Origin of the sequence: Lysinibacillus irui, assembly GCF_028877475.1 — a bacterium.
Lineage (GTDB): Bacteria > Bacillota > Bacilli > Bacillales_A > Planococcaceae > Lysinibacillus > Lysinibacillus irui.
The window spans coordinates 3215203-3239517 of the sequence record NZ_CP113527.1 but is presented as its reverse complement, the minus strand read 5'-3'; the positions used below and the strand labels follow the sequence as shown (position 1 = coordinate 3239517).

Annotated in this window: 24 protein-coding genes; 18 read left to right on the top strand and 6 right to left on the bottom strand. The window is 37.5% G+C overall.

Translation table 11 applies throughout. The annotated features are described in order from the left end of the window. Positions 1-160 precede the first annotated feature (160 nt). The 13 genes from OU989_RS16320 to OU989_RS16260 all read left to right on the top strand — a co-directional run bounded on the left by OU989_RS16320 (position 161) and on the right by OU989_RS16260 (position 13850). Complete coding sequence (locus tag OU989_RS16320; RefSeq protein ID WP_274794058.1) at positions 161-583, top strand: DNA polymerase I; 423 nt, start codon at positions 161-163, stop codon at positions 581-583. A 272-nt stretch (positions 584-855) separates the two neighbouring features. Beyond that, a complete protein-coding gene (polA, locus tag OU989_RS16315; protein WP_274794057.1) occupies positions 856-3483 on the top strand; it encodes a DNA polymerase I in 2628 nt (875 codons plus the stop codon). Positions 3484-3495: 12 nt separating this feature from the next. Next, the gene (gene mutM, locus OU989_RS16310) at positions 3496-4368 is read left to right on the top strand and encodes a bifunctional DNA-formamidopyrimidine glycosylase/DNA-(apurinic or apyrimidinic site) lyase (protein WP_274794056.1); all 873 of its coding nucleotides are present in this window, start codon (positions 3496-3498) and stop codon (positions 4366-4368) included. A 13-nt stretch (positions 4369-4381) separates the two neighbouring features. Continuing rightward, positions 4382-4975: a dephospho-CoA kinase gene (gene coaE, locus OU989_RS16305; RefSeq protein WP_274794055.1), complete on the top strand. Its 594-nt coding sequence runs from the start codon at positions 4382-4384 to the stop codon at positions 4973-4975. 205 nt (positions 4976-5180) lie between these two features. After that, positions 5181-6203 (top strand): glyceraldehyde-3-phosphate dehydrogenase, encoded by a 1023-nt coding sequence (locus OU989_RS16300; protein WP_274794054.1) that lies wholly within the window; start codon positions 5181-5183, stop codon positions 6201-6203. Between the two features lie 260 nt (positions 6204-6463). Continuing rightward, entirely contained in the window at positions 6464-6934 is a 471-nt protein-coding gene (gene nrdR, locus OU989_RS16295; protein ID WP_004226277.1) for a transcriptional regulator NrdR, read from the top strand. 16 nt (positions 6935-6950) lie between these two features. Then, positions 6951-8315 (top strand): replication initiation and membrane attachment family protein, encoded by a 1365-nt coding sequence (locus OU989_RS16290; protein ID WP_274794053.1) that lies wholly within the window; start codon positions 6951-6953, stop codon positions 8313-8315. Positions 8316-8342: 27 nt separating this feature from the next. Then, positions 8343-9272 (top strand): primosomal protein DnaI, encoded by a 930-nt coding sequence (gene dnaI, locus OU989_RS16285; RefSeq protein ID WP_274797364.1) that lies wholly within the window; start codon positions 8343-8345, stop codon positions 9270-9272. A gap of 642 nt (positions 9273-9914) precedes the next feature. Beyond that, on the top strand, positions 9915-11846 hold the full coding sequence (gene thrS / locus OU989_RS16280) for a threonine--tRNA ligase (protein ID WP_274794052.1): 1932 nt from the start codon (positions 9915-9917) through the stop codon (positions 11844-11846). Positions 11847-12261: 415 nt separating this feature from the next. Beyond that, entirely contained in the window at positions 12262-12765 is a 504-nt protein-coding gene (gene infC / locus OU989_RS16275) for a translation initiation factor IF-3 (RefSeq protein WP_016994853.1), read from the top strand. A 31-nt stretch (positions 12766-12796) separates the two neighbouring features. Next, positions 12797-12997: a 50S ribosomal protein L35 gene (rpmI, locus tag OU989_RS16270; RefSeq protein ID WP_004226312.1), complete on the top strand. Its 201-nt coding sequence runs from the start codon at positions 12797-12799 to the stop codon at positions 12995-12997. Positions 12998-13054: 57 nt separating this feature from the next. Then, on the top strand, positions 13055-13414 hold the full coding sequence (gene rplT / locus OU989_RS16265) for a 50S ribosomal protein L20 (RefSeq protein WP_004226314.1): 360 nt from the start codon (positions 13055-13057) through the stop codon (positions 13412-13414). 172 nt (positions 13415-13586) lie between these two features. Beyond that, on the top strand, positions 13587-13850 hold the full coding sequence (locus tag OU989_RS16260) for a DUF1294 domain-containing protein (RefSeq protein ID WP_274794051.1): 264 nt from the start codon (positions 13587-13589) through the stop codon (positions 13848-13850). A 23-nt stretch (positions 13851-13873) separates the two neighbouring features. Here OU989_RS16260 and OU989_RS16255 read toward each other — a convergent pair whose 3' ends face one another. After that, a complete protein-coding gene (locus OU989_RS16255; protein ID WP_274794050.1) occupies positions 13874-14269 on the bottom strand; it encodes a sigma-w pathway protein ysdB in 396 nt (131 codons plus the stop codon). A 105-nt stretch (positions 14270-14374) separates the two neighbouring features. Here OU989_RS16255 and OU989_RS16250 point away from each other — a divergent pair, with 105 nt between their 5' ends. The 3 genes from OU989_RS16250 (at position 14375) to argF (ending at position 17204) form a co-directional block, all read left to right on the top strand. Then, entirely contained in the window at positions 14375-14860 is a 486-nt protein-coding gene (locus OU989_RS16250; RefSeq protein ID WP_274794049.1) for a dUTP diphosphatase, read from the top strand. A 95-nt stretch (positions 14861-14955) separates the two neighbouring features. Next, entirely contained in the window at positions 14956-16044 is a 1089-nt protein-coding gene (locus OU989_RS16245; RefSeq protein ID WP_274794048.1) for a M42 family metallopeptidase, read from the top strand. A gap of 194 nt (positions 16045-16238) precedes the next feature. Further along, a complete protein-coding gene (argF, locus tag OU989_RS16240; protein WP_274794047.1) occupies positions 16239-17204 on the top strand; it encodes an ornithine carbamoyltransferase in 966 nt (321 codons plus the stop codon). Between the two features lie 278 nt (positions 17205-17482). Here the strand turns inward: argF and OU989_RS16235 are convergent, their stop codons facing one another. After that, positions 17483-18862, bottom strand: coding sequence for an FAD-binding oxidoreductase (locus tag OU989_RS16235; RefSeq protein ID WP_274794046.1), 1380 nt, complete (start codon positions 18860-18862; stop codon positions 17483-17485). 78 nt (positions 18863-18940) lie between these two features. Further along, complete coding sequence (gene sspI / locus OU989_RS16230; protein WP_274794045.1) at positions 18941-19150, bottom strand: small acid-soluble spore protein SspI; 210 nt, start codon at positions 19148-19150, stop codon at positions 18941-18943. A 236-nt stretch (positions 19151-19386) separates the two neighbouring features. On the opposite strand from sspI, the gene OU989_RS16225 reads away from it, so the two are divergent. Both OU989_RS16225 and OU989_RS16220 read left to right on the top strand, forming a co-directional pair. After that, positions 19387-19911 carry a sigma-70 family RNA polymerase sigma factor gene (locus OU989_RS16225; protein ID WP_274794044.1) on the top strand — a complete coding sequence of 175 codons (525 nt, stop codon included), beginning with the start codon at positions 19387-19389 and terminating at the stop codon, positions 19909-19911. Between the two features lie 197 nt (positions 19912-20108). Next, positions 20109-22235 (top strand): putative bifunctional diguanylate cyclase/phosphodiesterase, encoded by a 2127-nt coding sequence (locus OU989_RS16220; protein WP_274794043.1) that lies wholly within the window; start codon positions 20109-20111, stop codon positions 22233-22235. Positions 22236-22283: 48 nt separating this feature from the next. Here OU989_RS16220 and OU989_RS16215 read toward each other — a convergent pair whose 3' ends face one another. From OU989_RS16215 to OU989_RS16205, 3 genes are all read right to left on the bottom strand, one after another. Further along, on the bottom strand, positions 22284-22475 hold the full coding sequence (locus tag OU989_RS16215; protein ID WP_274794041.1) for an H-type small acid-soluble spore protein: 192 nt from the start codon (positions 22473-22475) through the stop codon (positions 22284-22286). A 12-nt stretch (positions 22476-22487) separates the two neighbouring features. Continuing rightward, positions 22488-22652 (bottom strand): YfhD family protein, encoded by a 165-nt coding sequence (locus OU989_RS16210; RefSeq protein ID WP_274794040.1) that lies wholly within the window; start codon positions 22650-22652, stop codon positions 22488-22490. Between the two features lie 140 nt (positions 22653-22792). Continuing rightward, positions 22793-24202, bottom strand: a complete 1410-nt coding sequence (locus OU989_RS16205; RefSeq protein ID WP_274794039.1) for a glycoside hydrolase family 18 protein — start codon at positions 24200-24202, stop codon at positions 22793-22795. Positions 24203-24315: the final 113 nt, after the last annotated feature.

Below are 24315 nucleotides of genomic sequence, written 5' to 3'. Positions count from 1 at the left end.
CGTTTGTTATCGAGACGACTTTTTTATGAAAATTATAATTATCACTTAATTTGAAATGTTATTTTATGAAAATAATAGAAATGTATAATTTTTTATTCCCCTCCCAACTATAATTTGATAGAATGATAATGTTTAAAAAGAATAGTTGGGGGTAATAGCTTTGAAATTAAGAATTAGCACATGGCTCCAAAATTTAGGAATTGCTTGTAGTATAGCATCGTTATTGACATTGTTCTTCCGCCTATCAGAATTTTCATGGATGACAAGAACTGTTTATCATATACCCGTATTTTTTGTAAGTATCTTTTTAGTTAGTATCGTCATTGCAGAGGATGTAAGAAATCTCTTTAAAAAACTGTTTTGGTATGAGAAACGTAAAGTTCAGCGTCCAATTTGGCAAGTGGGGATTGGCTTTATATTCTTTTTAACTCAAATTAGTACTGTTATGGTATTTGGACAAGAGTTAACACAGCCACAATTAGGTGGAATGCCTTTGTTTTTAGTATTTGCGTTTATGAATGCGTTTATCTTAACGGTTATTTATGAGGAAATTTTTTATCGTCCAGTCAAAATAAAAGCATAAATTAATCACTTTCATTTAAAGGAGTTTATTCTTTGAATGGAAGTTTTTTTATGTTTGCAACTTGACTAATCGCAAAAAGCTGCAAAATTGGATAGTGCATCAAAAGCGATCATTAGGATAAGGCCCTCCGTTGTCATCGGCTTTTTTATTTGAAATATGCTGTTATTGTTGGCAAAATGGTTGTTTTCCCGATAAAGTAGAAAGGAGAAGCATTTTCAAACATACGTTTTCGTTTTACAATTAAGTAGAAGACAACGCAGGAGGATAAAAACATGACTAAAGAAAAATTACTATTATTGGACGGTAATAGTTTAGCGTATCGCGCGTTTTTTGCGTTGCCATTGTTAACGAATGATAGTGGCATTCATACCAATGCTGTGTACGGCTTTACAACAATGCTACAACGAATATTAGAGGAAGAACAGCCAACAAAAATATTAGTCGCTTTTGATGCTGGAAAAACAACATTCCGCCATGAAACGTTTACGGAATATAAAGGTGGGCGACAAAAAACCCCACCAGAATTATCAGAGCAATTCCCTTATTTACGCAAGCTAATTGATGCCTATGGAATTAAGCAATATGAACAAGAATTATATGAAGCGGATGATATTATAGGAACTCTCGCTAAAGAGGCATCATCACAGGATATGGATGTGATTATTGTATCGGGAGACCGTGATTTAACTCAGTTAGCGACAGAGCAAGTAACGGTCTATATTACAAAAAAGGGCATTACGGAAATTGAGAAAAATACACCAGCCTTTATTGAAGAAAAGTACGGTTTAACGCCACTACAAATTATTGATATGAAAGGCTTAATGGGAGATTCTTCAGATAATATTCCTGGAGTACCAGGTGTCGGTGAAAAAACAGCAGTAAAATTATTAAAAGAGCATGGCTCCGTTGAGGCACTTTATGAGGCAATGGATACGTTGAAGACCTCCAAAATGAAGGAAAAGTTGGTAGCTAATGAAGAGCAGGCCATCATGAGTAAGAAGCTGGCAACGATTTATACAGATGCTCCAATTACCATTTCACTTGCTGATCTTGTTTATAACGGGCCAAACGAAGAAGAATTAATGAGTGTTTGGCGTGAGCTTGGCTTTAAATCACTCATTGAAAAAAGTGATTTTACAGTCCAAGAAGAAGAACAAGCACCATTTGAATATGAGTTAGTGCAAGAAGTAAAACCAGAAGACTTAAAAGATGTGATGGCTGTACATGTTGAGCTTGAGAATGAGCATTATCATACATGTCAGCAATTAGGAATCGCTTTATCAGATGGTACTAAGACACAATATATCCCGTTTGATATTGCAGCAAAATCAGATGAACTTCGTCGCTGGTTAGAAGATGCAACAAAAATAAAATATATGTCTGATTCTAAGGCAGCTCAAGCGGCATTAAAGCGAGCAGGTATTCAATTAGCAGGCGTTGACTTTGATTTGCTTTTAGCCTCATATATTAATAATCCTGGGCTAAGTGGAGATGATGTTGCCACACTAGCAAGGGAGTTAGGCTACTATGATGTCCAAGCAAATGAGACGGTTTATGGCAAAGGAGCTAAGCGTGCGATTCCAAACATTGATCAACTTGCTCAGCATGTTTGTCGTAAAGCTTTTGCTGTGTGGTCATTACAGCCGAAGCTAGAAACGTTATTAAAAGAGAATGAACAATTTGATCTTTATAAAAACTTAGAATTACCATTGGCAAGAATTTTGGGCGAGATGGAAAGTGAAGGGATTACAGTTAACCGTGCTACGTTAGAAAAAATGGGGCACGAGCTGAATGACAAACTAATAGTGATTGAGCAGGAAATATATGCAGAGGCTGGAGAAAAGTTTAATATTAATTCACCTAAACAATTAGGGGTTATTTTATTTGAGAAGCTTGGTCTACCTGTGATTAAAAAGACCAAAACAGGCTATTCTACAGCGGCTGATGTATTGGAAAAATTACAGTCGGAGCATGCGATCATCGAACATATCCTATTGTATCGACAGCTTGGTAAATTACAATCCACATATATCGAAGGTTTACTAAAGGAAATTCATGAATCGGATAGCAAGGTGCATACACGCTTCCAGCAAGCTTTAACTGCGACAGGACGTCTAAGTTCTACAGATCCTAATTTACAAAATATACCTATCCGTTTGGAAGAAGGACGCAAAATCCGTCAAGCATTTGTCCCTTCAAAAGAGGATTGGATTTTATTTTCTGCCGATTATTCGCAAATTGAATTGCGCGTGCTGGCACATATGTCAGAAGATAAAAACCTTGTAGAGGCTTTCCGCGAAGGCATGGATGTTCATACGCGAACTGCTATGGATGTATTCCATGTAGCAGAGGATGAAGTGGATAGTAATATGAGGCGTGCTGCGAAGGCTGTTAACTTTGGGATTGTTTATGGCATCAGTGATTATGGACTATCACAAAACTTGGATATAACGCGTAAGGAAGCCGCGATATTTATTGAAAAGTATTTCGCAAGTTTCCCAGGGGTTAAACAATATATGGATGATATTGTACAAGATGCAAAATTTAATGGGTATGTCACAACCATTTTAAATAGACGTCGCTATTTACCAGACATTACAAGCTCGAATTTTAATTTAAGAAGCTTTGCGGAGAGAACGGCAATGAATACACCGATCCAAGGTAGTGCCGCTGATATTATTAAAAAAGCAATGATTGATATGGATGCTCGCTTGAAAAAAGAAAAGATGCAGGCAAAACTACTTCTACAAGTGCATGATGAATTAATTTTTGAAGCTCCAAAAGAGGAGATTGCTTTGCTAGAAAAAATTGTACCAGAGGTAATGGAAAATGCCATTGGGCTTTCCGTACCGCTCAAAGTAGACTTCAACCATGGCTCTACATGGTACGAAGCAAAATAAGGAGGGATTCAAATGCCTGAATTACCAGAGGTGGAAGGTGTCGTCCAGGCATTGAAGCCAAAAATTGAAGGACGGACAATTCAACAAGTACAGCTATCTGAAAGGGTACGTTTCTCTTTTAGTGAGGGTAAGCAATGCATCGTTAAACAAGCAGAGCCGGATGCATTTGAATTGTCTTTGTCGCACATGACAATAACTAAAATTGAACGACGAGCGAAATATATATTCTTTCATTTGATGAAGGATGATGTGCCATATGTGCTTGTCAGTCATTTAGGCATGACAGGTGCATGGTTTGTTGTGAATGAACCAGAAGAAATCAATGAGGAAAAATTCCAAAAGCATATCCATGCAACATTTAAAATGGCAGATGGGGGATACTTAATTTATTCGGATATTCGTCGCTTTGGTGAACTTCGATTTTTGGCAAAGATTGAAGATCATGTGCCGCTAACAAAGATGGCACCAGAGCCATTCGATGAGCATGCTTGTGAATTTTTTATAGCACAATCTAAATTACCAAAATATGAAAATAAAGCTGTGAAAGAGGTTATTATGGATGGGCAAGTCATCTCGGGCTGTGGCAATATTTATGCTACGGAAGCATTGTTTGCCCAGAAAGTTCATCCTGCACGGAAAATGAATCGCATTAGTGACAAACGTAAAAGAGCTTTATTTGAGGAAATTGTTGCTGTCCTACGCCAAAGTATTGAAGCGGGTGGTTCAACTATTTCTGATTATCGAAACATTAATGGGGAAGCCGGGAGTATGCAGAATCGGCTGAAAATGTATGGGAAAAAGATATGTCCAGTATGTGAAACAGTAACGAGTCAAATGACAATTGGTGGACGTACCTCTGTTTATTGCCCAAATTGTCAACATTAAAGGGGATTTAACGATGATTATCGGACTAACAGGAAGTATTGCAAGCGGCAAAAGTACAGTAGCAAAAATGATGACCGAACTAGGGTTACCGATTGTTGATGCAGATATTGTAGCACGAGATGTCGTAGAACCAGGAACAGAGACATTAGCTTTAATTGCTGAAAGCTTCGGACAAGCTATTTTGCTTGAGGATGGCAATTTAAATCGAACAAGGCTGGGGGATATTATTTTCCATGAGCCTGCCAAACGCAAAATTTTAAATGATATTATGCATCCAGCCATCCGAAAAGAAATGCTACGTCAACGTGATGCTTATTTAGAGGCAGGGTATCAGCATGTTGTGATGGATATACCATTGTTATTTGAGAGTAAGCTTCAGCATTTTGTGGAGCGTATCATTGTCGTATCGGTCAGTGAAGAAGTTCAGCTTCGACGCTTAATGGAACGTAATAATTTATCAAAAGAAGATGCTTTAGCACGTATGCATTCACAGCTACCAATGTCTGTCAAAGAAAAAGGCGCAGATGCGGTTATTTATAATAATGAGAATATAGAAAATACAGAGGAACAATTAAGGAAAATCCTCAGTTATTGGAATGTTATTTAATGGTTTCATTAAGATGCGTAGCAAAATATGTTTGCTGCGCATTTTTTAATGGGGAAACGACATAGTAAGGATTAATTTTTCAGAAAATAAGAACTTTTATATTGTGAATATATAATGTTCATCTTTTTTAAAATTGTGTTATACTAATCACCATAAAGTATATAATTAATTAATCTGAGTATGTACTCACAGGAGGATATTATAAATGACAGTATCAATTGCTATTAATGGTTTCGGACGTATCGGACGTATGGTTTTCCGCCAAGCGATCGTACAACAGGATTTAAATATCGTTGCAATTAACGCGAGCTACCCAGCTGAAACGTTAGCACATTTGATTAAGTATGACACAAATCACGGAACATTTGAAGGTACGGTAGAACCAGCAGGCGATGCTTTAGTTGTAAACGGTAAACGTGTTCAAATTATTAGCGAACGTGATCCATTAAAATTACCTTGGGCAAAAATGGGTGTAGATATCGTTATTGAAGCTACAGGTAAATTTAATGAACGTGACAAAGCAGCAATGCACTTAGAAGCGGGCGCTAAAAAGGTTATCTTAACAGCACCTGGTAAAAACGAGGACGTAACAATTGTTTTAGGTGTAAATGATGACAAACTTGATATTGCTAAACATGATGTTATTTCAAATGCATCTTGTACAACGAACTGCTTAGCTCCAGTAGCGAAAGTATTGAATGACACATTTGGAATTGAGAATGGCTTAATGACAACAGTTCATGCTTATACAAATGACCAAAAGAACCTAGACAATCCACATAAAGACTTACGTCGTGCACGTGGATGCGCACAATCCATTATTCCAACATCTACAGGTGCTGCAAAAGCATTAAAATTAGTTTTACCTGAATTAGAAGGTAAGATTCATGGTATGGCATTGCGTGTTCCTACACCAAACGTTTCTTTAGTAGATCTTGTAGTAGATTTAAATACGGATGTAACAGTTGATGCTGTCAATGCTGCATTCGTAAAAGCTGCAACAGAAGGTCCGATGAAGGGCATTTTAAACTTCTCTGTTGAACCATTAGTATCTTCTGATTACAACACAACTACTTACTCATCAACGGTTGATGGACTTTCTACAATGGTATTAGGTAGCCGTAAAGTAAAAGTACTTGCATGGTATGACAATGAATGGGGCTACTCTGCACGTGTAGTAGATCTTGTGAAAAAAGTAGCGAATGCTTTAGAAACAGTAAACGCATAAAAATTTCATCGTGAGCACATTGAAATCTAAGTGATTTCAATGTGCTTTTTTTATGTAGAGGAATACCGAAAATGGTTAAGTGTTATGTTATTTGTGCTACAATGGCAATCCTTCTAGACCTCTTAAATTTGAATAATTTTCTTGTACTTTAGGTGCTTTAGGTTTATCATGTGCTCACAAACATGAATGCACTTTTCTTACATGTAGGAAATTTGTTATAATAGAAATATTAAATTGTTGTAAATCAGGAGAGTAATTATATGAGATGTCCATCTTGCCAATTTAACGGAACGCGTGTTGTGGATTCGAGGCCAGTAGATGATAATAAAGAAATTCGTAGACGTCGTGAATGTGAGTCGTGTGGCTTCCGTTTTACAACGTTTGAAAAAATTGAAGAGACACCATTAGTCGTAGTTAAAAAGGAAGGTTCACGAGAGGAGTTTAGCCGTGAGAAGGTACTTCGTGGACTTATTCGTGCTTGTGAGAAACGCCCAGTAGCGCTTGATGTACTGGAGGAACTTGTCCTATCTATTGAAAAAGATCTTCGTCGTATAGGCAATTCAGAAGTACGCTCAGAAGACGTCGGTGAAATGGTAATGGATCGCTTAGCTAAAATTGATGAGGTAGCCTATGTGCGATTTGCCTCGGTTTACCGTCAGTTTAAGGATATTAATGTTTTTATTGAGGAAATTAAAGATATTATTCAACGTCAAACGGAGAAAAAATCATAGAAAACAGAGAGGATGAATGACGTTGATTCATTTATATAAGGAATTGCAGCCTGGCGATCCTTTCGACATTCGTCTACCTCATGCATTTTCTACACAGGAGCGTCAATTAGTTACATTGTTTTATCAACCATTAACCGGCTCGGAGCCAATTAGCCTTTATTTAACGTTATGGGCTGAAGCTGAACAAATGCCAAAACAGCAAATGACCCATTATTATTTAATGAATGTGCTCGGTTTGCCCATTGGTAAAGTGTTTGAGGCCCGTATTGCACTGGAGGCAATCGGTTTGCTACGCACATGGAAAAAAGAAAATGCGGGGGAGCGTAGTTTTTTATATGAGCTACAGCGCCCACTTGATGCAGATAGTTTTATGAAAGATCCGTTGTTGTCGATGTTTCTGTTTAGTAAAATCGGCGAGCAGGCCTATCGAAACTTACGTCAGCGCTTTATGTCACCTGTAAAGGACAAAGAATTTAAGGATGTGTCTCGCGCCTTTATTGATGTCTTTAAGCCTGTTCATTCTAATATCCCATCCGATTTACAAGTGGATACGAGTCAAAAGGATAAACAGCAAAAAGTATATCCTTTTTATTTGGAGCAATTTGATTTTGATTTGTTGCAAGCAGGTTTGTCAGAGCAATTGGTACCTTCCAATTTGTTGACATTAGAAGTACGTGAAGCGATAGCGAAACTGGCATTTTTATATCATTTAACAGCCCTTGATATGCAAAAAGTGGTCATTCTTGCTTTGGACGATGATTTAGGAATTTCCCAAGAACGTTTACGCAAGGCTGCTGCCGATTTTTATAAATTAACAGTTTCAAAGGAGCCGCCAAAACTAGCAAGAGTAAACGAACCTCTACCAGTAGCAGAAGTGGGGCAAAAAACGAAGGATCAGGAGCTCCAACATTATTTAGAGACAACAGCTCCTGTTCAAGTATTACGTGATATTAATAATGGTAAAGAACCATTACAAACGTCTGTTCAACTTGCAGAAAATTTAATCGTTCAGCACGGCATGCCAATTGGGGTAGTCAATGCATTATTAGAATACGTTATGCTAACGACAGATATGAAACTACCTAAAAAATATGTGGAAACGATTGCTGATCACTGGGTACGTAAAAATGTCCAAACGGCAAAGGAAGCAATGGAGCTTGCACGCCAAGAGCATGATAAATATACTGCTTGGAAAAACAAGCCACAAACTGCAAATAAAACAAGTCAACAGGTTAAAGGACGTTCAAGAAATCAACGTGAAGAAAAAGTCCCTGAATGGTTTTATAAACGTAATGAAAAACAAGAGGAAGATGCTTCTAGCACGATAGACTTTGAAAAAGAACGTCAGAAAATATTGGAAATGCTAGGAAAAAGTGAATAGCGAAGAAGGTGAGCAACAATCGAACCTATAAATGGACCATTAAAACGAGCAATAAATGTACCGTCGTTTCAAGAACGCTATGAAGCTATGCGACGTGAAATTTTAGAACATCCACAAGTACAGGAATTTCTAGCTCAACATGCAGATGAATTAAACTACGAGAATATTGAACGAAATTTACCAAAGCTTCATGAATTTATTAGTCAATCTACAGAATGCTGTGGTTGCGATAATACCGAACACTGTACCAACTATTTAAAAGGCTTCCTCCCGACATTAAGAATCGTCAGGAATTCTATTGAAATGGACTATGTTCGTTGTGAGCAAAAGGTACGAGAAGAAGAACGCCGAGATGTTGCGAATATGATTGCAAGCATGCACATGCCAAAAGATGTGCTCCAAGCGACCATTCAAGATCTAAGTATTGATGATGAATCTCGCGTCGCGATTGCACAAAAAGCGGCTCAATTTGTAAAAATGACAAAAGAGTCAGGTCAACTACCCTCCAAAGGGTTTTACTTATTTGGTAAATTTGGTGTTGGGAAATCTTTTGTGCTTGGTGCTTTAGCTAATGAGCTAGCATCGATTAAAATTCGCTCTGTTGTTGTGTTTGTCCCAGAGTTTTTACGAGAAATGAAAAATGCTATAGGCGATAATACATTAAACGAGAAAATAGATTATATTAAAAAAGCTCCTGTCCTAATGTTGGATGATTTAGGTGCAGAAACTATGACGGCGTGGACGCGAGATGAAATTTTAGGAACCATTTTCCACTATCGTATGGCAGAGCAATTACCAACGTTTATCACGTCTAATTTTAATTATGATGAATTGGAGCACCATTTAGCACAGTCACAAAAGGGTGATATTGAAGTTGTAAAAGCAGGACGAATTATGGAGCGTATTAAAGCCTTGACTATACCGATTGAAATGCGAGGTAAAAATCGTCGTATGTAACATTGGTAGTTGCATTTTTCGACAATCGAGCGTATACTGACTCATATACTTAATATCAACATGCATTGATGAGGACATGAATTTTGTGTATCAGCTTATAGAGAGGGAAGTCATCGGCTGTAAACTTCCTAGTGTCGGCACATTATTTACTACCTACTGAGCAGCGAAAGGGATAATCTTTCGCCGGTCCCTAGCCCGTTAGCTAGCCTTGAGCTTCGTCTGACTTTAGATAAGTCGGAAGGAAGAAGGGTGGAACCACGAGCATACGCTTCGTCCCTTTCGTAGGGACGGAGCTTTTTTGTTTTCTAGCACATATGAAGAATACCCTAGAATGAGAAGGAAGCTGTTCGAAAAGTTGAAGACTCCGCTCGCAAAGGAGTTGTAACCACTCCAAGAGAGGAGAGAACCGCTCAAAAAAGTGGTCACACAGCTTGCAAAGGAGTCGCAACCGCTCCAAGAAGGGGGAGAACCGCTCCAAAAGTAGTTCACACCGCTCCAAGGGAGGAGAAATCCGCTCCAAAAGACTTGAGACCTGCTCAAATAGGGTGCCCTAATTTCTAGCTAAGCTGAAATACTCGAACGATTGCCGGATTCACTCATCAATCATTATGAATTTAACACAACTAAAGGAGTGCAAAGAATATGTCAGAAATGATTAAATTAACTTTTCCAGATGGCGCTGTAAAGGAATTTGCAAAAGGCACATCAACTGATGACGTAGCATTATCAATTAGCCCAGGCTTACGTAAAAAGGCTTATGCGGGTAAAATTAACGGTGTGTTAGTGGATTTAAAAACACCAATTGAAGAGGATGCAACAATTGCAATCATTACACAGGATGATGAGGAAGCTCTTGAGATTTTAAGACATTCAACAGCTCACTTAACAGCGCAAGCTATCAAACGTCTATTCCCAGATGTAAAGCTTGGTATTGGTCCAGTTATTGAAGGTGGTTTCTACTATGATATTGACTCACCAACACCAATTACTGCTGAAGATCTACCTGCAATTGAAAAAGAAATGAAAAAAATTATTGCTGAAAACCTAGAAGTAGAACGCAAAAATGTAAGTCGTGCGGAAGCTCAAGCAATCTATGAAGAAATTGGCGATGAATATAAATTAGAATTACTAGAAGCTATTCCTGCTGATGAGCAAGTGTCTATTTATTATCAAGGAGAATTTTTCGACCTTTGCCGTGGTATTCACGTACCATCAACAGGTAAGCTTCGTGAATTCAAGCTTTTATCTTTAGCGGGTGCTTATTGGAGAGGAAACTCTGATAATAAAATGCTTCAACGTATTTATGGTACAGCGTTCTTCAAAAAAGAAGAATTAAAACATCACCTACAAATGTTAGAGGAAGCAAAAGAACGTGATCACCGTAAAATCGGGAAAGAATTAGACCTGTTCACAACTTCTCAAAAGGTAGGGCAAGGTTTACCACTTTGGTTACCAAATGGTGCAACAATTCGTCGTGTTATTGAGCGCTATATCGTGGATAAAGAATTATCACTTGGGTATAAGCATGTTTATACACCAGTATTAGGTTCGAAAGAGCTTTATCAAACTTCTGGTCACTGGGATCATTATCAGGATTCTATTTTCCCACCAATGGAAATGGATAACGAGACATTAATTATGCGTCCGATGAACTGTCCTCACCATATGATGGTTTACAAAAACAGCATGCATTCTTATCGTAACCTACCATTACGTATTGCAGAGCTTGGTACAATGCACCGTTATGAAATGTCAGGAGCAGTTTCAGGCCTACAACGTGTACGTGGGATGACTTTAAACGATGCTCATATTTTTGTTCGTCCAGACCAAATTAAGGCGGAGTTCCAAAAAGTTGTACAATTAATTTTAGAAGTTTATAAAGATTTTGATTTAAATGATTACTCATTCCGTCTATCGTATCGCGACCCAGCGGATACTGAAAAATACTTTGATGATGATGCAATGTGGGAAAAGGCACAAAGCATGTTAAAAGAAGCGATGGATGAGCTTGGCTTAGATTACTTCGAAGCTGAAGGTGAGGCTGCTTTCTATGGACCAAAACTTGACGTACAAGTAAAAACAGCGATTGGTAAAGAAGAAACTTTATCAACAGTTCAATTAGACTTCTTATTACCTGAACGATTTGACCTAACTTATGTTGGAGAAGATGGTAAACCACATCGTCCAGTCGTTATTCACCGTGGTGTAGTATCAACAATGGAACGTTTTGTTGCCTTCTTAATTGAAGAGTACAAAGGCGCATTCCCAACATGGTTAGCACCAGTACAAGTGGAAGTCATTCCAGTATCAAATGAAGCTCACTTCGACTATGCAAAACAAATTGAAGAACAATTAACTGCAGCTGGTTTACGTGTAGAAATGGATGACCGTGAAGAGAAATTAGGCTATAAAATCCGTGAAGCGCAAATGAAGAAAATTCCGTATATGCTTGTCATTGGGGATAAAGAGGTTGAGGCAAATGGCGTGAATGTACGTCGTTATGGCTCAAAAGATTCTGAAACAATTAGCTTTGAAGATTTCCTAGCAACGATTAAAGCTGAAATTACTAAATAAGCATTTACAAGAAACCCTCGCTTGCATAAGTGAGGGTTTCTGTATAAAATAAATCTTACTTTTGTATAAAATATTTCATTCTAGGTCAATATGGTAGAGATAAGAAATTAAACATTTGACAACTTATCATATACATGCTAATATAATTAAGGTTAATGAATACAAAGTTTGTGGTTGAAGTAGAGGCTGCCCGCTTCTCACCTGATACAACGCTTTAAAGGCTGTGAACAGGTATGACACGTTGAATTGTTTTGCGTAAACTTGCGCATGCACATATAGCGGGCGGACATCTTCAAAAATGTCCGTCCTTTTTTTATGGACATGACAAGAGGATGTACCGTTCAACCGGGCAAGGCTTTGCCCAAACCATGTATTCGCGACAACTACTTGGAGGTGGATTACTATTAGCAAAGACATGTATGTAAACGAAGGCATTCGCGCACGTGAACTTCGATTAATCGATCACAATGGTGACCAGCTTGGTGTAAAGACACGTAATGAAGCGCTAGAAATCGCCGCTCGTGTAAACTTGGATCTTGTCCTTGTGGCCCCTCAAGCCAAGCCGCCAGTCGCTCGTATCATGGACTATGGTAAATTTAAGTTTGAACAGCAAAAGAAAGACCGTGAAATTCGTAAAAATCAAAAGGTCATCGTAATGAAAGAGGTTCGTCTGAGCCCAACTATCGATGAGCATGATTTCCAAACGAAGTTACGTAATGCGATTAAATTCCTTGAAAAAGGCGATAAAGTAAAATGTAGCCTACGTTTCAAAGGTCGTGCGATTACACACAAAGAGATTGGTCAACGTGTGTTAGATCGTTTTGCTGAAGCTTGTGCTGAAGTATCAACGGTAGAACAAAAACCGAAGATGGAAGGCCGAAGCATGTTCTTAGTTCTTCAACCAAAGAACGAGAAATAATATTAGACGAACAGTTTAGGAGGAATTCGACATGCCAAAAATGAAAACTCACCGTGGAGCTGCGAAACGTTTCAAAAAAACGGGTTCAGGTAAATTAAAATACGACCGTGCTTATGGAAGTCACTTATTCGCAAACAAATCTACGAAACAAAAACGTCACCTACGTAAAGCAAACATCGTTTCATCTGGTGACTTCAAACGCATCAAATCTTTACTTGTTTACATGAAATAATTGACTACAAAAAAATACTAACATTCATTTTTTAATGAAAAGCAGGAGGTAATTCATATGCCACGCGTAAAAGGCGGAACAGTGACGCGCAAACGTCGTAAAAAAGTATTAAAATTAGCTAAAGGTTACTATGGTTCAAAACATACATTATACAAAGTTGCTAACCAAGCAGTAATGAAGTCAGGTCAATATGCATACCGTGACCGTCGTCAGAAAAAACGTGATTTCCGTAAATTATGGATCACTCGTATCAACGCAGCTGCTCGCATGAATGGTCTTTCTTACAGCCGTTTAATGCACGGTTTAAAAGTTGCAGGTATCGAAGTTAACCGTAAAATGTTAGCTGACCTTGCTGTAACTGATGCTGCAGCATTCACTCAATTAGCAGACGCTGCAAAAAAAGCAGTAGCTAAATAATAGTTGACAATGTCAATTATTATTTCTGCACCGAAAGCGTAGCGACAGGTGCAAAATAGGAGATTCCTACACCGAAAGCGTAGCGACAGGTGCCAAAAAGACTGATGGATTTTTCCATCAGTCTTTTTTATGTTAGATTAGTAGTATAACGTTTTTTGATAAGGAGTAGAGAATGGGACAAGCATTATTAGCTTATATGGGTATACTATCAATTGTGCTGCTCATTTTAATGGGTATGGACAAATCTCGTGCGAAAAAGCATGAATGGCGAATTGCAGAGCGCACTTTGTTTACATTAGCTATTGTAGGAGGGGCAGTTGGTGGTGTACTTGGTATGTATTTATTCCGCCACAAAACACGCCACAATAGTTTTGCATTTGGGTTTCCACTACTAGCAGCCATTCAACTATTTATTGTTGTACAATTGTGGGTTTAAACGAAAATAAGAAAAACACATCCTCATGAAGAGGATGTGTTCCGCATAAGCTGTTCAATGGGCTGCTTCCAATTAATTTTAGCACTTGGATAGTTCAATAAAATTTCTTGCTGTAAATATTCAAAGTCGCTCTTGGTGAAGCCTTGCAACGTTGCGGCATCTCGAGCACCAACGAAGATAGTGACAACCTCGAAGGCATCTTCTGTCGTACCCAGGTATTTTTCACCTTCAAAAAGAGCACCCTTATAAGAAATAAAGAAATTTTTGCGGACATTTTTAACGTCATCATAAAAATAATATTGGCCTTTTTCATAGGCTTCATCAAGTTTGCGTTTAGGATCGGTTATATAACGAATCGCTTTATAAAATACATAGATAATAAGCGCTATTACAGCAAGTCGAATTAGTAACGGCAACATGTTTAAATTTCCCCCTTGAAGAAAGGTTATTCTTTCCTATACGATTAGAGAGGTCAAATAGTTTCACTTTTACTTAAATATTTTTTAGAAATTTAGGAGAAAAAAATGAATTTACAACAATTGTTTACTATGCAAAAAGAGCTTGATGATTTTATCGAGCAAACACAAAATATTCAACAAGATGTATTTCAAGAAAAGGGCTTGGCATTAATGGTAGAGCTTGCTGAGCTTGCCAATGAAACGCGCTGCTTTAAATTTTGGAGTACTAAAGGACCATCAGCACGTGAAGTCATTTTAGAGGAATATGTTGATTCTATCCATTTTATCTTATCCCTTGGCTTATTAAAGGGCTATACATCCATTGAAAAGTGGCCAGTAATTGAAGAGCAAAGAAATTTAACGGAAACTTTTTTACAGACACAAAGTGCTATTTTAACATTTATTCAACAACCTACTCAGGATCACTATTTAACCATTTGGCAATGCTATGGATTACTAGCGTATAATCTTGGATTTACATTTGAGGATGTTGTTGGTGCTTATATTGAAAAAAATCAAGAAAATTATAATCGTCAGCGCTCAGGCTATTAAAATTAAGAAATACACCAATTTTCAGACGATTAAGCTAGGAATATTTCGGTAAACGAAGTATAATAAAGAAGATACAAGAAGTAGGAGGCCAAAGGATGACACAACTAGATCCAACATTACAAATGTTTAAAGATTTAACAGATGCGAATGGTATTGCAGGTAATGAACGTGCACCTCGTGAGGTCATGAAAAAATACATTGCACCATATGCAGACACTGTAGAAACAGATAACTTAGGTAGTGTAATTGCTAAAAAAGTGGGCGATGAAAACGGTCCAAAAATTGTCGTAGCAGGACATTTAGATGAAGTAGGTTTCATGGTTACGCAAATCGATGACAAAGGCTTTATTAAATTCCAAACAGTAGGCGGCTGGTGGAGCCAGGTTATGCTTGCACAGCGTGTAACAATTACTACACGTAAAGGTGACGAAGTGATTGGGGTTATTGGTTCAAAGCCACCACATATTTTACCTGCAGATGTGCGTAATAAAGTGGTAGACATTAAAGATATGTTTATTGATGTAGGTGCTGCTTCTAAGGATGAAGTACTTGAATGGGGCGTACGTCCTGGCGATATGGTAACACCATACTTTGAATTTAACGTCATGAAGAATGACAAGTATCTATTAGCAAAAGCTTGGGATAATCGTATCGGTTGTGCTATTGCTATTGATGTAATGAAAGCGTTACAAAATGAAAAGCACCCAAATATTCTTTATTCTGTAGGAAATGTGCAAGAAGAAGTTGGGCTTCGTGGTGCTAAAACGGCAACACATAAAATTCAACCAGATATTGGCTTTGCAGTTGATGTAGGTGTAGCGGGAGATACTCCAGGAGTTACAGCAAAAGAATCAACTAGTAAAATGGGTGCTGGCCCACAAATCGTTGTGTATGATGCATCAATGGTTTCACACCGTGGCTTACGTGAGTTTGTATTAGATGTAGCAGATGAGCACAATATTCCATATCAATTTGAAGCGATGGCTGGCGGTGGTACAGATGCTGGCTCCATCCATGTAACAGCAAATGGTGTACCAGCACTATCCATCGGTATTGCGACACGCTACATCCATTCACATGCAGGTATCCTACATCGTGATGATTATGATAATGCTGTTAAATTAATGGTAGAAGTCATTAAAAAATTAGACCGTGAAGCAGTGAATAAAATTACATTTGACTAATAAGCAGATGAAGGGTAGCTAGTTTAAACTAGCTATCTTTTTTATGTTGTATGCATAATTATTCAAAAGTACGAATTTTTGTCACATTTGAAGACGAATGAATAATTACTGAAATAAATTATAAAAATTCAGTTGATTTTATATTTATGCATGTTATACTAATTTCAACAGCAACGATATAAGGAGCGAATGCTATGAAATTACTCGAAGAAGTCCAGTTAAAGTTAGTGTCTAGTTTAAAAGGAAAGGATTTACTAACTTTGCTAGACTATACTAGTCAAGAGGTTCAAGAACTTATTGAATTAGCGACACAGCTTAAAATGATTACAAAAGAAGGGAAATGCCCAAGATTATTAGAAGGTAAAACACTTGGCATGATTTTTGAAAAACATTCAACTCGTACACGTATTTCATTTGAAGTTGGCATGAATCAATTAGGTGGAAAAAGTATGTTTATGCATGCTCGCGATTTACAGATTGGTCGTGGGGAATCAATTTATGATACAGCCCATGTATTATCAGGTTATTTAGATGGTATTATGATTCGTGCAAACTCTCACGCAATGGTCAAAGAGTTGGCGGAGCATGCTGCCATTCCAGTTATCAATGGATTAACGGATATTTATCACCCTTGTCAAGCATTAGCGGATTTAGAAACGATTGCAGAGAATAAAGGAATTTTAAAAGGGCTTAAAATTGCCTATGTGGGAGATGGCAACAATGTAGCGCACTCACTTGTTGTTGCTTCAGCACATGTAGGGATGAATGTCGCAGTGGCAACGCCAGTTGGTTATGAATGTGATGCAGAAGTAATCGCAAAAGCACAGGCAATTGCAGCGGCTAATGGCAGTACAATTATGATCACAAATGACCCTGTAGAAGCTGTATTAAATGCAGATGTGGTCTATGCGGATGTTTGGACATCAATGGGTCAAGAGGAAGAGGCGGCAAAACGATTACAAGATTTTGCAGGCTATCAAATTAATGATGAACTAGTTGCCTATGCAAAATCGAATTATATGTTCTTGCATTGTTTACCAGCACATCGTGAAGAAGAGGTTGCGACTTCTGTTATTGACGGTCCTAATTCTTATATTTTTGAACAAGCTGAAAATAGATTACATGCACAAAAAGCAGTGCTAGCATCGATTTTAGCTTAGAATTTGGACATTCTTATGAGTTTGAGAAGTACGATAAAGAGAGTTCACTTGGGCAACAGAGGGTATCCATGTGAATAACATACTGTGGTAGGCAGACAGAGGGATGTATACCGCGCGCGATGTTTGTTGTCAAGATGGATGGCTACATCGCTACATAGTAAAGTAACCTGGGAGACGCTAGGTTACTTTTTTACTTGTGAACAAAGATCAGATTGACGTTTTGCTATGAATAAACAATCAACCCGCTGATGATTCGACAATCAGCGGGTTATTGCTAGTTATAGGTTGAAAATCTTTCCTGGATTCATAATGTTATGTGGATCGAGTGCTGCTTTTATACTCTTCATGACTGCTAAAGAGGTACCATGCTCAGTGGCTTGATATTTCATTTTGCCAATGCCAACGCCATGTTCACCTGTGCATGTACCGCCTCGAAGTAAAGCATATTGAACGATCTGTTCATTGAAGCGGTCTGCTTTTGCCTGCTCCTCTTTGTCATTTGGGTTTAACATTAAGAGAGCATGGAAATTACCGTCACCTACATGGCCTACAATCCCACCGGCAAGTCCAACATGATCAAGCTGTTCACGTGCATATAAAATGGTTTCTGCAAGCATAGAGATCGGTACACAGACATCCGTTGACATAAGCTTCTTCCCGGGGTATGCATGAATATACGCATACGCTAACGAATGACGGGCCTCCCAAAGTTTATTACGAGCAGCAGTATCTTGTTCAAATTCAACGGATAGACAATGAAAGTCCTCAAAAATTTCAGTGGCAAATGCTATATCTGCATGCATACCTGCTTCATTACCGTGAAATTCTAAAAATAAAGTTGGTTTTTCGTTGAAGGAAGTATCATTATAGATGTTGGCTTGTGTAATAGAGGCTTCATCGACCAATTCCACTCGTCCAATTGCAATACCTGCCTGCAATAAAGCAGTGACGGCACTGACAGCATCTCCTACTGTGTCAAAAACCGCACGCCCTGCAGTTACAAATTCCGGTATACCATAGACTTTCAAAGTTAACTCAGTAAAGCAGCCAAGTGTCCCTTCTGAGCCGACAAATAAACCGTTTAGATGATAACCAGAAGAGGACTTTGCCGCCAAATTGCCAGTATGGATAACAGAGCCATCTGCAAGTACAACTTCTAAATCACGAACTTGGTCACGCATGACACCGTTGCGCACAGCAGTAGTACCACTAGCATTAGTTGCTGCCATACCACCCAGTGTGGCATCTGCACCTGGATCTACTGTGAATTGAAGACCATGTTTTTTTAACTCCTTATTTAATTGGGAGCGTGTGACACCAGGCTGTACTTTTACAAGAAGGTCATCTGGTCGAACTTCTAAAATAGCATTCATTTCAGAGAAATCAATAGAAATACCATGTGAAATGGGAATGGCATTGCCTTCCAAGCTAGAGCCAACACCGAATGGTACAACAGGAACAAATTGTGCATGCGCAATTTTTAGGATGGCACTGACATCTGCTGTGGAGCGGGGAAAAACAACGATATCAGGTAGGCTCATCGCATGATGAGATTCATCCTTCCCATGTAGCTGTCGTACCGTTTCGTTAGTTGACACTTGATCTTCTACTAAGACCTGTTTGAGTTGATTGACAATTAATTCTACAGCAATAGTCATTCCAATCCCTCCAAATTTTCTGATAACTAAAACTTTATCATGCATTTATTGGAATTGGAATGCACTCTTCATAAAAAATCAGTTAGCAAATGCTTTTTCTAGTTTTTGAACGAATGCATCTTGTTCAGATGTACTTGATTGTTTCCACCATTTTTCAAAAAACACCCCAAGTCCTGGGAGTAAATGCTCTTCTCCACGGCTAATTGCATCTTCGACAATATCTTTAAATTCAGCTGCAGATTGACCATGGACATTCGCTGTAATGGCATCTCTTATTTGAAAATTCATCTATTTCGCCTCCTTAGTAGTAATTTGTCCAACCTTCGTTTAAATATGTATGAAATCCCACAGAAAATATAAGATTTTTACAATAACATACTGTAATTATGTATAAATATGTAAAGAATTTGAGCCATTCTAAGTTATGTAATGACGAAAAAGACCATTCGCCTTCTATCATCAGCAGCACTAAGATAGGATTACCTAGGAATTAGGACTGTGCATAGTCGATTGGAAAGAAGAAAATGACCATTGAGAGCAAAAAACTGTCGTCTACTCAGACGTTCGAAGAAGTATTAGAAGCTGTGCAACCAATGATTACATCGATAATAACTAAGCTTCAAATTTATAAGGATTTTGATTATTATCGTCAAATTGCTTCTATTGCTGTATGGAAAGCATGGCTAAAAGCACAACCAGCAAAAGGACAATTTTCAGCTTATATATATTCTTCGATAAAAGGAGAGATTTTAAATGAATTATCTAAGGAAAAAAATTATTTAGAGCGAATAACAGTTGTTGAGGATGAAACACTCCATTATATGCTTAGTGAACGTGAGAGAGGGGAGAGTCAAAAAAGTTCCGACTACCTTGAATGTATTTTTACCCAATTAGAGCAGGGAGAAAGACATATAATCGTTCTTTATTATGTAGCTGGTTATAATGATCGAGAGATTGCTGACATCCTAGGTTTATCTAACGCTGTCAGTAAAAAAAGACGAATGAGAGTCATTCAAAGGCTAAGAGAACCAATTTTTCAAGTAGAGTAAAGCACTAAAATATCAAAAGTATGCTAATATTGAAATAAAATGAATATTAGCATACTTTGTTAAAGTGCATACAAATTCCGATAAAAGTGTTATGATTTGTAAGAAGTCAAAGAAATATACAAGTCTAAATTTATTATTCAATATAGATAGATAAATTTTCCTAGTGAATGTTTATAGAGTGGTATGGAGGGTTTGTATTGGAGAAATGGTTTAATCGGGTAGAGAAAAAAGAGGTTTGGTTTATAGTATTGCCACTAATACTTGTCATACCATTATTAAGCTTCAGTCATCAGCTATACGATGTTTTTCAAGGAGACATCTACAGTAATTTAGAATTAGTGATACGAGTATTAATTATTGCATTTACAATGGCGATTGCCATCCAATCCTATTTAGTATTTTCACATTTATTATCAAATCAAACTTTATACATAGGTAATATGTTTTTTGTCGTTTCATTACTAGAATTAGCAGGCTTGTTTTCTAGTCAAAATCAATCATTACATATAATCTTGCGTTTGTTCCTTTCATTTGGGTTTTTATTTCTTATTTTACATCCTAGAAAACAAATGACCCTCAACTATCGAAAGTTTTCATATGCAAGTTCATTGCTTTTCGTAATAGGAAGTATTTTTCTGGTGTATATGACGGCCGACATCATGACAGGTCAGTTGCTGGATCTTATCGATAATATCGTACACTTATTGGCCATTATTTTTCAAATTTTAACTATTGTTATTATTAGTAGGTACATAAAAAAAATACCGAAGCAATCCATGTTGCTGATTAGTGCAGCTATCTCCTTAATAATTAGCGATGCCTTTTTTATAATTAGTCAAGATCAAAATGCTATTTGGGATTTCTCTGCATTGATCTATCTATTTTTGGCTTTTTACTTTTTCTTAAAAGCCATTTTTTATACATCTGTTGAAAAGCCGTTTCAACAACTGTTAAAAATAAAAAAGGATCTTGAACAATCCCAACAAGAACTTCGGTTTCAAGCTTATCATGATGATATTACACTGCTGCCAAATGAACATTTATTACTAAAAACATTAAAAGACAAATTACACGATAATAATAAAACGCAAAAAGCAATCATAGCCATAGAAATTGACCGTTTTGCAGCTATTCGTTCATCGATAGGGATAAGCAATTCTAATAAAATGATGAAGCTTGTCGCCAAGCGTATACAAACAATTGTACCTCCCCATTATTTTGCTACTAAATTACAAGAGGGACAATTTGTTATTTATATTAACCATGTAAAAACAATTGAAGAATTATTACAATTTTGCTTAAATCTCAAAAGTGCCATGAAAGATCCATTGCAGGTACAATTATTTTCGTTAAATGGCAATCTAAATATGGGGATTGCTCTTTATGAGGATCAATGGACTAGCGAAGAGCTACTGATGCATGCACAGCTAGCAATGCGTGAGGCTAAACAAATACCTCAAAGGTTTCTTTTTTATAAACCGTATATGTCAAAGGGCATCGCAGATCGAATTCTGTTAGAGCAGGACTTACATAATGCATTAGAAAATCAGGAATTTTATTTAGATTATCAACCACAGGTTAATTTAAAAACCGGGACCATTGAATCTGTTGAAGCATTAGTTCGCTGGCGTCATCCAACTCGTGGCTTTATTCCACCTGATGTATTTATTCCGATTGCTGAGGAATGTGGCCTAATTATTCCATTAGGTAAATGGATTTTAGAAACTGCTTGTATGCAAGCGAAAACATGGGAGAGACAAGGGCTACCACAGATGAAAGTAGCAGTGAATTTATCCCTTGGACAATTGTTCCAGCAAGATTTAGTAGAAATGGTAGAACATATATTGCAACGTACAAATTTAGAACCTAAATTTCTTCAATTAGAAATTACTGAAAGTATGACGATGAATATCGATCAAATGACACAGCTTTTACATGAGTTAAAGGCACTTGGCATTCAAATTGCCGTCGATGATTTTGGAACAGGCTATTCATCCTTATCGTATTTAAAGGATTTTCCAATTGATTGTCTAAAAATCGACCGCACCTTTGTAAGAAATGTTCCAAATAATCCGAATGATGAAGCGCTTGTATCCATGATTATTTCAATGGCTAAACATTTACGCTTGAAGGTTGTTGCGGAGGGCATTGAAGAAGTGGAGCAACTATCTTTTCTAATAGAAGGTGGCTGTGATTATATCCAAGGCTACTTATTTAGTAAGCCAATCTCTCCACAGCAAATTTCAGAAACCTTTAGCGAGCTACACCGTCATGTGGAAAACGTTTTAACACCGCTACAATATAATGAGGACTATATGATTTAAAATAAAAAAGGACCTGCTTATTTCCAATAATAAGCAGGTTTTTGATCTTTAGTGAACAAGATATTCTTCCTTTAATTCTGATATATCCACTTCTGATCGCTCTTCTAATGAACGGCGGAGGTGAACTGTCGCTGTTCTCTCATCGTCATGGAGTTTATCGATCCAGATGGAAACGCCATTATAGCTCACTTCATATTCTAGCGGTGAGGCGACAATTTCTTGTGCACGCTGATAATCCAACGGAAGCCCCCCTTATTTTTTCTTCTTATTTTTATTTTGCGCAACTGAGTTAATCAGCTCCATGAACTCTTGAGAAAATTCCTCACTAACCTTGTTTGGTGCTATCTTTTGGTTTTTTGGTGTTTGAGGTAATGAACCTTTATTATTACTTTGACCTTGTTTATTATCTCTTCCCATGTGAGTTGCTCCTTTCATGTTGATATCTTTTAATATGGCTTTGAACTGAATTTTTTATCCCGTAATTAAAATGAGTAAAACGCTAATTCACATGTGGAAAAGTCGCATCAATTTTTGTTTTATGAGAACAATAAGTAGAACTAAGATTTTTTGATGGAAAAATTATTATCCAACAAAGCCCAATTTTGAGGGAATGGGAATCCTAATGCCCAATAACTGATACCACGAAGATTATATTGTTTAACCATGTCAAATTTAGCCTGTGCACTCCTTGCATCTTCAAACCATACCTCATGATTTCTTCCTTGCTCATCAACATATCGATAAAAAGGAGATTGTGCTATCGGATCAAATTGAATCGTTGCCCCATACTTGATGGCCCTATCCAATGCTTCCTGTGGACTGAATGTTTCGGCTTCTTGCCCTTTGACATGTGGTAAAAGCCAGTCTCTTGCATACAGTTCAAAGCCCAATAAAATTTTATCAGCAGGCATTTCCGTTAAAGCATATTCCACCACTCTTCGCATTTCATTAATAGGAGAAATGGCTTGAGGAGGGCCAAAGCGGTAACCCCATTCATATGTCATTAATACTACGAAATCTGCTATTCTACCGTGTGCCTCGTAATCCTGAGCTTCATATAGCGTTCCAGCCTGTGTAGCACTCGTTTTGGGTGCGAGAGCCGTGGACACAAGATAACCCTTTGGATGAAGTGTATCAGCTGCTAGTTGAATGAATGCATTATAATTTTCACGATCTGCTGGCAAAACATTTTCAAAGTCAATATTCAAGACTTTATAACCTTTATTTTGCATCACTTGTAAAACATTATTCATCACCTTTTTTTGCAGATCTGCATTGGATAAGACGACATGTGCTAAATTTGAGCCCTCTTCTGTAGAAGTAAAATTAGTGAGCGTTAACATAGGGATGATGTTGTTAGCTTTTGCAGCCATAATCATTTTTTCATCATTTATTGGTTGTAACGTACCATCTTCCTTCATCATATAAGCAAAGGGACTAAAATAAGTTAGTAAATGACCAATTGCATTAATGGAGTCAATTGCTTCTTCTGAAGGTTGGTAGGAATAAGCGTTGACTTCAATCAGTGGTAACTTCCTTGGAATAATTAAATGAGTACCAATGTAAAGCATATTAGGATTAGTAATATTATTTTCCGCCGCAATGGCTTGAATCGTTGTTCCGTATCGCTGAGCTATTTGCCATAATGTTTCTCCTGGCTGCACGCTATGAATAATTGGTGGAATCAATAATTTTGTTCCAGGTGTTATCCTATCAGGATTTGTTAGATGATTTGCTGTCACGATGGATTGTACAGGAACGCTAAATTGATGTGCGATTGACCATAACGTATCTCCACTTCGAACGGTATAAATTATATAAGGAGAAGGAATAACCAGTGATTGTCCGATAGCTAATTGATCGGGTGTAGTCAATGCATTTAATTGACTGAGCGTTTGAACAGGTACAGTATAACGATTAGCAATTTGCCACAGTGTTTCACAAGCACTCACTACATGAATAAGCATAGAACACCTCCAACACGATGATATTAGTGCATCATATGTTTCAATTATGAAAAAGAGAATGTTAGGCTGAGTCTAGTATAAAAGCAAATTCTTTCTAAATTAGTTGCATAGGA

Coding starts and splice junctions, on each gene's coding strand:
- sspI (WP_274794045.1), bottom strand. CDS start 19,150: ATGAATTTTCAAATAAGAGATGCCATTACAGCGAATGTCCATGGTCAA.
- OU989_RS16245 (WP_274794048.1), top strand. CDS start 14,956: ATGACACAACTAGATCCAACATTACAAATGTTTAAAGATTTAACAGAT.
- OU989_RS16210 (WP_274794040.1), bottom strand. CDS start 22,652: ATGGGAAGAGATAATAAACAAGGTCAAAGTAATAATAAAGGTTCATTA.
- argF (WP_274794047.1), top strand. CDS start 16,239: ATGAAATTACTCGAAGAAGTCCAGTTAAAGTTAGTGTCTAGTTTAAAA.
- coaE (WP_274794055.1), top strand. CDS start 4,382: ATGATTATCGGACTAACAGGAAGTATTGCAAGCGGCAAAAGTACAGTA.
- OU989_RS16225 (WP_274794044.1), top strand. CDS start 19,387: ATGACCATTGAGAGCAAAAAACTGTCGTCTACTCAGACGTTCGAAGAA.
- mutM (WP_274794056.1), top strand. CDS start 3,496: ATGCCTGAATTACCAGAGGTGGAAGGTGTCGTCCAGGCATTGAAGCCA.
- thrS (WP_274794052.1), top strand. CDS start 9,915: ATGTCAGAAATGATTAAATTAACTTTTCCAGATGGCGCTGTAAAGGAA.
- rplT (WP_004226314.1), top strand. CDS start 13,055: ATGCCACGCGTAAAAGGCGGAACAGTGACGCGCAAACGTCGTAAAAAA.
- OU989_RS16290 (WP_274794053.1), top strand. CDS start 6,951: ATGACGTTGATTCATTTATATAAGGAATTGCAGCCTGGCGATCCTTTC.
- polA (WP_274794057.1), top strand. CDS start 856: ATGACTAAAGAAAAATTACTATTATTGGACGGTAATAGTTTAGCGTAT.
- OU989_RS16235 (WP_274794046.1), bottom strand. CDS start 18,862: ATGACTATTGCTGTAGAATTAATTGTCAATCAACTCAAACAGGTCTTA.
- OU989_RS16300 (WP_274794054.1), top strand. CDS start 5,181: ATGACAGTATCAATTGCTATTAATGGTTTCGGACGTATCGGACGTATG.
- infC (WP_016994853.1), top strand. CDS start 12,262: ATGTATGTAAACGAAGGCATTCGCGCACGTGAACTTCGATTAATCGAT.
- OU989_RS16250 (WP_274794049.1), top strand. CDS start 14,375: ATGAATTTACAACAATTGTTTACTATGCAAAAAGAGCTTGATGATTTT.
- OU989_RS16205 (WP_274794039.1), bottom strand. CDS start 24,202: ATGCTTATTCATGTAGTGAGTGCTTGTGAAACACTGTGGCAAATTGCT.
- OU989_RS16255 (WP_274794050.1), bottom strand. CDS start 14,269: ATGTTGCCGTTACTAATTCGACTTGCTGTAATAGCGCTTATTATCTAT.
- nrdR (WP_004226277.1), top strand. CDS start 6,464: ATGAGATGTCCATCTTGCCAATTTAACGGAACGCGTGTTGTGGATTCG.
- rpmI (WP_004226312.1), top strand. CDS start 12,797: ATGCCAAAAATGAAAACTCACCGTGGAGCTGCGAAACGTTTCAAAAAA.
- OU989_RS16260 (WP_274794051.1), top strand. CDS start 13,587: ATGGGACAAGCATTATTAGCTTATATGGGTATACTATCAATTGTGCTG.